At 43.7% G+C, this 11,786-nt stretch carries 11 protein-coding genes; 9 read left to right on the top strand and 2 right to left on the bottom strand.

Annotation, left to right across the window (positions count from 1 at the left end; genetic code table 11):
* Window positions 1-21: 21 nt before the first annotated feature.
* Window positions 22-459: a DUF3069 domain-containing protein gene (locus tag J4N44_RS21875; RefSeq protein ID WP_005446880.1), complete on the bottom strand. Its 438-nt coding sequence runs from the start codon at window positions 457-459 to the stop codon at window positions 22-24.
* A gap of 244 nt (window positions 460-703) precedes the next feature.
* On the opposite strand from J4N44_RS21875, the gene J4N44_RS21870 reads away from it, so the two are divergent.
* The 3 genes from J4N44_RS21870 (at window position 704) to J4N44_RS21860 (ending at window position 3,905) form a co-directional block, all read left to right on the top strand.
* Window positions 704-1,663 carry a diguanylate cyclase gene (locus tag J4N44_RS21870; RefSeq protein WP_005446879.1) on the top strand — a complete coding sequence of 320 codons (960 nt, stop codon included), beginning with the start codon at window positions 704-706 and terminating at the stop codon, window positions 1,661-1,663.
* Window positions 1,664-1,677: 14 nt separating this feature from the next.
* Window positions 1,678-2,679, top strand: coding sequence for a Solitary outer membrane autotransporter beta-barrel domain (locus J4N44_RS21865; protein WP_252045125.1), 1,002 nt, complete (start codon window positions 1,678-1,680; stop codon window positions 2,677-2,679).
* A gap of 251 nt (window positions 2,680-2,930) precedes the next feature.
* Complete coding sequence (locus tag J4N44_RS21860; RefSeq protein WP_252045124.1) at window positions 2,931-3,905, top strand: Solitary outer membrane autotransporter beta-barrel domain; 975 nt, start codon at window positions 2,931-2,933, stop codon at window positions 3,903-3,905.
* A 25-nt stretch (window positions 3,906-3,930) separates the two neighbouring features.
* Here the strand turns inward: J4N44_RS21860 and J4N44_RS21855 are convergent, their stop codons facing one another.
* Entirely contained in the window at window positions 3,931-5,175 is a 1,245-nt protein-coding gene (locus tag J4N44_RS21855; protein ID WP_110415810.1) for a GGDEF domain-containing protein, read from the bottom strand.
* A 254-nt stretch (window positions 5,176-5,429) separates the two neighbouring features.
* On the opposite strand from J4N44_RS21855, the gene J4N44_RS21850 reads away from it, so the two are divergent.
* From J4N44_RS21850 to vxrB, 6 genes are all read left to right on the top strand, one after another.
* A complete protein-coding gene (locus J4N44_RS21850; RefSeq protein ID WP_005446871.1) occupies window positions 5,430-5,798 on the top strand; it encodes a late competence development ComFB family protein in 369 nt (122 codons plus the stop codon).
* Window positions 5,799-5,857: 59 nt separating this feature from the next.
* The gene (locus J4N44_RS21845) at window positions 5,858-6,139 is read left to right on the top strand and encodes an HlyU family transcriptional regulator (RefSeq protein WP_005446863.1); all 282 of its coding nucleotides are present in this window, start codon (window positions 5,858-5,860) and stop codon (window positions 6,137-6,139) included.
* Between the two features lie 435 nt (window positions 6,140-6,574).
* A complete protein-coding gene (locus J4N44_RS21840; protein WP_252045785.1) occupies window positions 6,575-8,131 on the top strand; it encodes a Re/Si-specific NAD(P)(+) transhydrogenase subunit alpha in 1,557 nt (518 codons plus the stop codon).
* A 12-nt stretch (window positions 8,132-8,143) separates the two neighbouring features.
* Entirely contained in the window at window positions 8,144-9,538 is a 1,395-nt protein-coding gene (pntB, locus tag J4N44_RS21835) for a Re/Si-specific NAD(P)(+) transhydrogenase subunit beta (protein ID WP_252045784.1), read from the top strand.
* A 188-nt stretch (window positions 9,539-9,726) separates the two neighbouring features.
* On the top strand, window positions 9,727-11,148 hold the full coding sequence (vxrA, locus tag J4N44_RS21830; protein WP_301182665.1) for a sensor histidine kinase VxrA: 1,422 nt from the start codon (window positions 9,727-9,729) through the stop codon (window positions 11,146-11,148).
* Complete coding sequence (gene vxrB, locus J4N44_RS21825) at window positions 11,123-11,785, top strand: response regulator transcription factor VxrB (protein WP_005446851.1); 663 nt, start codon at window positions 11,123-11,125, stop codon at window positions 11,783-11,785. The genes vxrA and vxrB overlap by 26 nt, the downstream gene beginning before the upstream one ends.
* Window position 11,786 lies beyond the last annotated feature (1 nt).

Raw genomic sequence — 11,786 nt, 5'->3', positions numbered from 1 at the left:
TTATTTTGAAGAGTTTCGGAATTACTTCACGAATACTTCTTTGAATTCACGTTTAAGAAGAGGATCGCGACGTGCTTTCTTAAGTTGCTTAACCATGTCTTTCACGCAGTTGTGTAGAACATTGTCTAGCAGTTGAGCACGGTAGTCTTCTTTGTCTTCATCTGTCATGTTTTCTGGCAGATTTAGTGTCGGGAATTCTTCCATTACATTTAGGCCAGCAAAAGCTTGACCAACAGATACTAGAGCGTGGAATTGCTCGAAGTTGTCCAGAATGTTTTGTGCACTCGCTGGCATTTCATCCCAAGATGCACGAACAGCTTCTTCAGACACTTCATGGATAGAGGTAACCATCTCGAACATTTGCTCAGGAACTTCGTCAAACTCGATAACTTTGCGCAGTTCTGGAGAAATAGTTTCTAGATCGATTTTTTTACTTTCGTTGTTAGTTGCTTCTGACATGGTAAGTCCTGTTAGTACATAAGTGCGCACATTACTTTTAGTGCATAGTGTAACCAGATTACAGTGGCTCTCGTTACAAAAGGCGGGAATATTAATACCAAATGCATCAAATAGCTACCATAAGAACTATTTGATTACGTGACCGTTCAACAAAAAAATATAGCACTAAATTTGTCGCGTAATGCAACAAGTCTGTGAGTATGATATATGTTTAATAAAGACTGATAAAAGAATGGAACGCGCTATGCAACCGACAGGGACATCGATGCGCATTCTGTTAGTTGATGATGTTCAACTAGACCGAATGCAGTTGGCTATCCGATTAAAACAACAAGGTCATATAGTTAAAGCCGTTGGAAGCGGGCTGGAAGCACTCAATACCTATGAAAGCTTCGACCCAGAGCTCGTATTGCTCGACATTGCGATGCCCGACATGAATGGCTTCGAAGTATCGCTTCATATCAGAGAAACCTTCCCGGATTGGATTCCTATTATCTTCTTAAGTAGCCATGAAGAGCCAGAAATGATCGCGAAAGCGATAGAGGCGGGTGGTGATGACTATTTGATAAAGCCGGTCGACAAATTGGTGCTCAATTCCAAACTTATGGCAATGCAGCGTATTGCCCACATGCGTCGTGAATTGAAGCAAGCAACCGCGCAACTTGAAGAAATGAATTCACGTCTGCAGCAACAGGCGAACGAAGATGGTTTAACAAAGCTGTATAATCGACGCTATATCGATCATAAACTTGAAACCATGATCGCGTGGCATGGTCGCCATCATATGCCGATGGCGTTAATTCTTCTCGATGTAGACTTCTTTAAGCCATTTAATGACAACTACGGTCATATAGAGGGGGATCGATGCTTACAAGCAATCGCAAACCAACTCAAAGCGACATTCTGCCGTTCAGGGGAATATGTAGGTCGTTACGGCGGTGAAGAGTTTGTCATTTTACTGAACAGTACAGACGCCCAGACCGCAGAAAGAGAGGCGGAGCGAATCCAAGAAGCGATGTACTTCTTAGATTACCCACATGCATACTCTAGCGTTGCAAATAGAGTGACAGTGTCACAGGGTGTATTTGCATTTCAGCCAACAGGTAAGGATAATGTCGCTGAATTATATGCGACTGCAGATAGAGCACTTTACACATCAAAGTCGCTAGGTCGCAATACGTACACTGTAGTAAATGCAAGTTAAATCAACACGATAGAATGAGATGCATGCTAGTGACATTGTCACTTATTTCGACTGTTACTTTTGCAAATTCAGCGCAAGTACAGCAAACCTTACAAAAAGAGTTTGAGCGTAATTTCGCAATTGGCATCGTCTTATCCGATAGTGATGTGTTTACGTTAGGATTTCACGATTTTGACCCAAACAAATACCTAAATATCGACAATGAGGATATTGGTACCCAAGATTCGATTGATTTGAGAAAACAGGTCGCAATTTCGACGCTACCTTATCACCTTTCACTGACTGACAACGAACAAACGAAGGCTCGATACAACTTAAAAGGCAGGTTGTACGCACTCAGTATTGATCAAGATGTCACGGTAAACGATGATAAAAGACCTGACCGAAACAAAGAATTGATTCTAGGCGCGTACAATGAACTACAACGTCAAGACACTCTCTCTGAACACCTCACGCTAAGCACCGCAGCAGGTGCCCATTTTATGTATTATCGCAACGACTATGATTACCGTAGCGATGCTCTCGATAACTTGAAGCCCTATCTAGAGGGCATATACCTCAATACCGATGCGTGGGCATTGGTTGGTGAAGTTAATGCTGAGCTCAAATACTTAGAAAATGAAAAGTGGGGGAAATGGTATGTTTGGTCTTCGCCGCATTATTTTTACGGTGCCGGCTGGGGCGAAGGTAATAATGGCGATGTGGGTAACCCTGAGGGCTGGTACTGGGTCAATGGCGTAAAGCTTTTCTATGATTTTACTAAGGTAGGTCGCACGGTTCAGTCTGTTTATACAAGCTTCAATCGAGTAGACGTAGGTGGCGATACCAGTAAACCGATGAATACTTCACATTATTATGAAGCAAGCGTCGGCTGGTTGATGACACCGCCATTCAAATCCGATTGGATTGACAATGTCGGACTAGGTCTGACGATCAACTACGGCAGCGCACTCAAAGGCGGCAGTTTGGTTTTGTTCTTTAATCAAGAGTGGAGTCAGTCTATCTCTCTCGGTTGAATTTTGTTCGGATGAGGGACGCCTAGTCAAAATTATTTTAGGCGAGGCAAGGACTGTGTCGTTTAGCCTTCCAAACAAATACTGCTTAATAAACCAGCATAAAACCGCTTGAAAACGCAACCCCTCCTAGGCATAAAGAAAACATTTGCATTTATTTCTTCTCCAAGCCAAAATCGCGCCCCATTTTGCTTAATAGGAACATAAGCACATAAACCAAGTCATGGAACGGCGATAGCAAACACATAAGAGTTATGCGTAAGTTGGCTTGTCTGGCGATGGTTTTCGCCTCTACTTCTTCTTATTCCAGTACGGTTCAAAAACAACTTCAAAAAGAGTTCGATTATAACTTTGCATCCAGCATTGTGCTTTCTGACAGCGACGTTTTCACGTTTGGATTTTCAAACTTCGACCCTAATGAGTTCCTTAACCTTGATGATGAATCTTTGGGTGACAGTGAATCCATCGATTTACGAAAAAAAGTCTCTGTGATGTCTTTGCCATTCAGTGTTCCCGTTAACCATTATCGTTATTCTCCTTATCAAACTAAGGTAAATGGAAGGGGGTATTTACTGTCTGCTCAACAAAAAATATCCGCATTTGAGTCGAGTACACCCGACGAAATGGATGAGTTGACTTTTGGTGGCTACTTAGAAGTCGAACAGGAAGCGTATCTCAACCGAAATGTAACGTTAAGCGCGGCGGCAGGTACACACGTCATGTATTACCAAAATAATTATGCGTACCGGAGTGATACATTAGAAGACTATAGAGACCAGATTGATGGCGTTTATGTCAACACGAGCTCTGTAGCTATGGTTGGTGAACTTAACGCGACTGTAAAATACAGCCCTTACGGTCATTTTGGACAGTGGTACTTTTGGTCCTCACCGCACTATTTCAATGGTTTTGGCATCAATCTAGGGAAGGGAGATGATGCTATTAATCCCGAAGGTTGGTACTGGGTCAATGGCGTGAAAGTCTTCTATCGGTTGGCTATTTGGCAAAATATGGTCCAATCGTTTTATACCAGTTTTAATCGTGTAGACATTGGTGGAGACACGAAAAAGCCGTTAAACACAGACCACTACTACGAAGCAAGTATGGGCTGGTTGATGACTCCTCCAGTCAAAATTCCGTTTGTCGTTAACATCGGTGTGGGGATGAGCCTGAACTATGGTAGTGCATTCAAGGGGGGAAGCTTGGTGCTTTTCTTCAACCAAGCATAATGTCCGTACATTGATGTCATACGGATTAAGCGTGGCAGAACCTAACGCAGTTTCTGCCTGCTTTTTTCGCCTTGTACAAGGCGTCATCCGCTAACTTAATAACATCAGCAGGATTGCGAGCACTGCGGCTGTCTGCCACACCAAAACTTGCCGTTACTGACACGGTTTTCTTCTTCGGAACGGTATTCCCACGTTTTTTACGACCTTGTTTGTTATCTTCAGGACGGTTGTCTTGATCGCGTAGAATCATTTCATATTGTGCAATCAGTTCGCGAACTTCTTCCACATGCGTTTCGCAATCTTCGGTGTACTTGCCTTTGAAAACGATCGTGAACTCTTCTCCACCAAAGCGGTATACCTTGGCGCCGCCCTGGGTTTTCATTAGGCGAGAAGCCACCATCTTCAATACATCATCACCAGTATCATGCCCATAGGTGTCATTGAATTTCTTAAAATGATCCACATCGAGCATCGCAATGGTGAACTTTCGCCCCATATGTTTTAAGTCTAAATCTAATGCACGACGACTTGGGATGAGCGTCAGGCTGTCAGTAAATGCCAGCTGATGACTTGCTGATGTTGAATAGATGATGATCAACAATCCAGTTAGCGTGAACATGGTGCTAGATATGTATTGAACATCGAAGAAAATAAACGTTGCTGATGCCAGAACCATTGCAGAATAGGTCATTGCATGGATGATCTTGTTCTTCTTAAGCACCAAGATTCCAAGAAAGCAAACAATGCCAATGCAGTAAAGCACCAAGACCAAAGGAAGCTTGGAGATACTCGGTACGATAAACAAGATACCATTAGTCCACTGTTCAAAGCCGCCTTCGACGTAATACGTCAATGTTACGTAAGACCAAAACACAAACAGGATCAACATCAACATGTACGTTAGGGTTGCTCGTGAATCGAAGCCTTCTTTATTGAAGAGAAAAACAGCTAAGAAAGACACAGGAAGCAAACTTGCGAGGATGGTAAGCTCTAAAAGAGCTGTGCCAGTTTGAAGTGGTACTTGTAAGCGGTGCTGAATCACAAAATAAGCGAGGAGCATCGCGATACACACCATGGACTCGCGACCTTGCTTGAACGAGTAACACATTAGTAGTGCACAGCCGAGCAAAATATACGGCAAGTTTGCAGCGATTCCCCAGTTCGACTGAGTCATCTGAATAATGCTATCCATACCCACGCTGACCATACCCAATAACAAAATTGGGAATAGAAACCTAAAGCCTGGGGAGGTCATTAAAGATGAAGCCATCTACTACAAATTACCTTCAAATAGTTGAATATATCTAATGAGTTACATTAAGCATTCAATTAATACCGCGTGTGAACAGTATAAATTCACATGCTTTCAAAACTAACAAGAATACGTATATTTAGGAAATTTCCAAGCATTTTACAGTCAATGCTTACAAAAAGAGAGAGGTTGATTAAATTAAGAGCAATCAACAAGTTGCATGTAACTTGTGGGTGCTATACTTTCAAAGTGTTGAACAAAGGAGAAAATCGATGCAGATCAGTTCAGACGTACACAATTACATGGAAACTTTGGTAGGACAGGTGCTTGCTTCAGAGCAGTATATCGATGAGTTTGACAATGAGCAGCTCGCCGATATTGCCTGTCTCGCGCTTATACAGTTAAAACCGGTTTATATTCGACACGACATCGATTTTCTTTCTGCACTTCCTGAGCGAAAGCTGGCTCAGTTTAAGCAAAGTGTTGATATCGCAGTCCAAAATGCAGCGGCAATGATCCTAGAAGACAGACGCAAAAATCGTAACAATGATGTGCCTGTAATTTTGTCCCATACCAGTTATGATGAAGACAAAGAACTGGATTGGTTCGAAAAACCGATCCTCAACGTCAACATAAAATAATCGATGTTCATTAGTATCTAAGAGAAGGTACAGATAGTGGGCATCCCCAAGGAGGAACCGTGGGATTCTTTTCACGCTTGTTCGGTGGCAGTGAAAAAGCTGCTGAAGTAAAAACGGTTGAACCAGTTGAGTACAAAGGGTACCTAATCTATCAAGAAAGCCTTTCAGAAGGCGGTCAGTACCGTATTGCTGGACGTATCGAAAAAGACTTTGATGGCGAAGTGAAGTCACATCGTTTTATCCGTTCTGATTTATTGGGTTCAGAGCAAGACGCCAATGAACTGATGCTCAAAAAATCGCAGATGTTTATTGACCAAATGGGTGAAAAGATCTTCGATTAAGAATTCACTGCAACTTGATACGAATCATCTTAAAGAGAGCCATTAGTGTATATGCTGATGGCTCTCTTTCTTTTTTAGGCTTAAATATCTGTTAAATAAGCAGTTAGAGCGTGTCTGGTTAGACCTCTGCTTAGTCATGCTAATCGTTGTTATTTTTCAGCGCGAAGTGGAGAATTATTCATTCCGTGGCGTTATATGTAATGAAATTTAGTATTTTTATTACAAAACACTTGAAGTCAAGATTGACGTTAGATAAAAACAGAATAATAACAGGGCTGTTAGTCAAGATGTGACTATGCAAGTGGGTGACCCCAAACACCATCATTCGTTTGCATTTATCTTGCGTCGTAAACAGATAGAAATAAAAAAGAATTAGAGTAGAGCTACGCTCTGTTTTGGGACTAATTATTGATATGTATACAAGGAGTATGCGTTTTGCAAATCGGTGTACCTAGAGAAATACTCGCAGGTGAATCGCGAGTAGCTGCATCACCAAAGTCGGTTGAGCAGTTAATTAAGTTGGGGTTCGATGTCGCTATCGAATCTCAAGCGGGGGTGCTAGCCAGTTTCGACGATGCAGCTTATGAAGCCGCAGGGGCGAAAATTGTATCTAGTGAAGAAGTATGGACATCAGGCTTAATCCTTAAAGTCAATGCGCCGCTCGTGGATGAAGAGAAAGGCATCGACGAAATCGCATTACTACAAGATGGCGCAACACTAGTAAGCTTCATCTGGCCTGCTCAAAATGCAGAGTTAATGGAACAACTTTCTAGCAAGAACATTAACGTTCTGGCAATGGACGCCGTTCCTCGTATCTCTCGTGCGCAAGCATTAGACGCACTTTCTTCTATGGCTAATATTGCCGGCTATCGTGCCGTGGTTGAAGCTGCACATGAGTTTGGTCGATTCTTTACTGGTCAAATTACGGCAGCAGGTAAAGTTCCACCAGCGAAAGTGTTGGTTGCAGGTGCCGGTGTTGCGGGGCTTGCGGCGATCGGCGCTGCTGGTAGTCTTGGTGCTATCGTTCGCTCTTTTGATGTTCGTCCTGAAGTAAAAGAGCAAGTTGAATCGATGGGTGCAGAGTTCCTGACTGTAGACTTCAAAGAAGACTCGGGCTCAGGCGACGGCTACGCGAAAGAAATGTCAGATGAGTTCAACAAAAAAGCGGCTGAGCTGTACGCAGAGCAAGCTAAAGACGTTGATATCATCATCACCACCGCACTAATTCCGGGTAGACCGGCTCCGACGCTAATCACCAAAGAGATGGTGGATAGTATGAAAGCCGGTAGCGTTATCGTTGACCTTGCAGCAGCAAATGGCGGTAACTGTGAATACACTGTAAAAGATCAAGTCATCACAACGGCTAACGGCGTGAAAATCGTTGGTTACACCGATATGGTAGGTCGACTACCAACGCAATCTTCTCAGCTATACGCGACCAACCTTGTAAACCTTCTAAAGCTGCTGTGCAAAGAGAAAGATGGCAACATCAACATTGATTTTGAAGATGTTGTTCTTCGCGGTGTCACTGTAGTGAAAGAAGGCGAGGTTACTTGGCCTGCACCACCGATTCAGGTGTCTGCGCAGCCACAAGCTAAACCACAAGAACCTGTTAAGCCACAAGCTAAAGTTGAAGAACCAACGTCTCCAGTTAAGAAGTTTGGTGCACTGGCAGTAGGCGTTGGTGCGTTTGCGTGGGTAGCGTCTGTCGCTCCAGCAGCTTTCCTGTCTCACTTCACCGTGTTTGTGTTGGCGTGTGTGGTAGGTTACTACGTAGTGTGGAACGTAACACATGCACTGCATACTCCTCTAATGTCTGTAACGAACGCGATTTCGGGCATTATCGTAGTAGGTGCACTGCTACAAATCGGTCAGGGTAATGGCGTTGTTACCTTCCTATCATTCATTGCTGTTCTCATTGCAAGCATTAACATCTTTGGTGGCTTTACCGTGACCAAACGTATGCTTGAAATGTTCCGCAAAGATAAATAATAGGAGTAACCAATGTCTGCAGGATTAGTACAAGCGGCATACATCATTGCTGCGCTATTTTTCATCTTGAGTCTCGCGGGACTTTCTAAACAAGAATCGGCAAGAAACGGTAACTACTACGGTATTGCGGGTATGGCGATCGCGCTTATCGCGACGATCTTCAGCCCAAATGCGGAAGGTTTTGCGTGGATCATTATTGCAATGGTGATCGGTGGTGGTATCGGTATCCACTACGCGAAGAAAGTAGAAATGACTGAAATGCCAGAACTGGTTGCGATTCTACACAGCTTTGTAGGTATGGCAGCAGTACTTGTTGGCTTTAACAGCTACTTAGAGCCACCAGCACCAGTTTCAACTGACCTTGCCGGTATGCACGCTGAACACGTGATTCACCTTGTTGAAGTATTCCTTGGTGTATTCATCGGTGCAGTGACCTTTACCGGTTCTATCGTAGCGTTTGGTAAACTGCGTGGCATCATCTCATCATCGCCACTTAACTTGCCTCACAAGCACAAAATGAACCTTGCGGCGATCGTCGTTTCTACGCTTCTTATGATTTACTTCGTAAAAGCTGACGGCAGCATGTTCGCATTGGTCATCATGACGCTAATAGCGTTTGCATTCGGCTACCATTTGGTTGCATCGATTGGTGGTGCAGATATGCCAGTAGTCGTTTCAATGCTGAACTCATACTCAGGTTGGGCAGCAGCAGCGGCTGGTTTCATGCTAGCAAACGATCTTCTGATCGTGACTGGTGCACTGGTTGGTTCTTCAGGCGCTATCCTGTCTTACATCATGTGTAAAGCAATGAATCGCTCATTCGTGAGTGTAATTGCAGGCGGCTTTGGTCAAGAAGTTGTGATTTCCAGTGATGAAGAGCAAGGCGAGCATCGTGAAACGTCTGCTGAAGAAGTTGCAGAAATGCTGAAGAACTCAAAATCAGTGATCATCACTCCGGGATACGGTATGGCAGTAGCTCAAGCGCAATACCCTGTTCACGAGATTACTGAAACGCTACGCGCTCAAGGAATCGAAGTTCGCTTTGGTATTCACCCAGTAGCAGGTCGCCTACCTGGCCACATGAACGTACTGCTAGCGGAAGCTAAAGTTCCTTACGATATCGTGCTAGAAATGGACGAGATCAACGATGACTTCCCAGAAACAGATACGGTTCTTGTTATCGGCGCGAACGATACAGTTAACCCAGCAGCACTAGAAGATCCAAATAGCCCAATTGCAGGTATGCCTGTATTAGAAGTTTGGAACGCGCAAAACGTAGTCGTATTCAAGCGTTCAATGAATACTGGCTATGCAGGTGTTCAGAACCCATTGTTCTTTAAAGAAAACACCTCAATGCTATTCGGTGATGCGAAAGAAAGTGTCGAGGCGATTTTCAAAGCACTTTAAAATAAGTTGCTTTAAAACTAATCAAGGTCAGCATTCGCTGGCCTTTTTTTGTGCTCTTTCAATGTTATAGTACTGCAAATCCTTAAGCCGTCTAATGTCATTTGCTTGTTTATTGATGTATAGTTCTGGCTAATATAACAAGTAACGGTAACAGTTTGATTAAACAGTTTTTGCTCCGTTCTGCTCTAATGCTGCCACTTTTTTCGGCACCCGCATTTGCAGATTCATTACCAGAACGAATAGATACATTTACAGAGCTATTTAATTATGAAGTGGCTCTTAAATCGTATGATATACGCATACTGCAATCTAACTACCCAACTAAGTTGCTTTCTCCGGATTCAATGCTGCCACAAACCGCAGATTACCCGCTGAAAGACATCCAGCAGTTGTACCGTTTGGCGAACACATGTCGCGGAAAATTACCGTTAAGCCCTTTAATTACTGAACCTTTGGTGTTTACGCGTGCCATATGTAAAGGGACGCAGCTTACACCACGTTGGTTTTCTCGAAGCGGTCTGATCCACCCTGGTGGTGGTACATACGCAGCGCGTTATGCGGAAAAGTATCCTGAGCTACGTAACAAACTTGCTCAGTACATGCATATCAAAGAGAGAAGTAATGATGAAGGGGATGAACTGCTTTCTAGCCTGCAAAACATGGATGACGATGCAATTAATGCACTCATCGCTGGCGCAAGTATGTTCATTGAAGGCAAAGAACTGTGGCTTCGCCGTGGCGACCATTATTTTGTATTCGCTAAAAACGTATGGCAGGAGAACGTTGCAAACGCAGGACTGTCTTACGGTTTAGCATCAGAAAGCCGAAGCTGCTTCGTAAAACGTGGCAACATTTGTTGGGATGTGGAAGATCACTCGCAAGTGTTGCGGATCAGTATGATCATCCTCGTCATCGCCAACATTTTGTTGGTGATCGGTTGGGCGGTATATCGTTGGAATAGCAAACGTGAAGAAATGCGTAGCCGCATGTTGGTTTTGCAAATTTTAACGCACGAACTGAGAACGCCGATCGCATCATTGTCGCTAACTGTAGAAGGGTTTCGTCGAGAGTTTGAACACCTTCCGGAAAGTGTCTACGATGAATTCCGTCGATTGTGTGAAGATACGCGCCGATTACGCCAGTTAGCAGAAGCAAGTAAAGATTATTTGCAATCTGATAACCAAATGCTTGCAACAGACTGGGTTCCATCCGTTGCAGAATGGCTAGAATATAAGATTGAAGAAGAATTTGATAACGCTGTACTTTTCAAAATTAATGAAGATGTAGCTGCTAAAGTTAACGTGTATTGGCTCGGGACCTGTATCGATAACTTGCTGCGTAACGCATTGAAGTATGGCGAAGCACCGGTAGAACTTCGTGTTGAAACCAGTGCAGAAAAAATCATTATCCAAGTCATAGATGCCGGCAGCTTGACTGCAAAAGATTGGGCAAACCTAAGAAAACCGTTTGTTAGTAAGAGCGGACTAGGGCTTGGATTAACAATAGTTGAATCAATGGTAGGCCGCATGGGCGGAAAAATGTCCCTAATGGGACCACCTACAACCTTTATATTGGAGATACCTTGTGAAACAGACACTGCTTCTCGTTGAGGACGATAAAAACTTGGCTGACGGCCTGTTAGTAAGCCTGGAACAAGCAGGATATGAGTGTTTACATGTGGAGCGTATTTCAGACGTTGAGCCACAATGGAAAAAGGCTGACTTAGTCATTCTCGATCGCCAACTGCCTGATGGTGATTCGGTACAATCACTTCCTGAATGGAAAAAAATTAAAGATGTCCCAGTTATTCTGCTGACTGCACTGGTGACAGTTAAAGATAAAGTTGCGGGTCTTGACTCTGGCGCGAACGATTACTTAACAAAACCGTTTGCTGAAGCGGAGCTATTTGCACGTATTCGTGCACAGTTGCGTGCACCAGATTCAGCAGAACAAGGTAATGCCGATAAAGTCATGACTAAAGACCTAGAAATCGACCGTGCAACACGCGAAGTCGTTTTCAAAGGGGAGATGATCACTTTGACTCGTACCGAGTTTGACTTGTTATTGTTCTTAGCATCAAACCTAGGTCGTGTCTTTACTCGTGATGAGCTACTTGACCATGTATGGGGTTACAACCATTTCCCAACCACACGTACTGTAGACACACACGTACTGCAGCTTCGCCAGAAGTTACCAGGTCTTGAAATCGAAACGCTTCGCGGCGTTGGTTACAAGATGAAAGCGTAAG

Origin of the sequence: Vibrio sp. SCSIO 43155, from assembly GCF_023716605.1 — a bacterium.
In the GTDB taxonomy this organism is placed as follows: Bacteria; Pseudomonadota; Gammaproteobacteria; order Enterobacterales; family Vibrionaceae; genus Vibrio; species Vibrio harveyi.
This window is presented reverse-complemented; position numbering and strand designations above follow the sequence as displayed.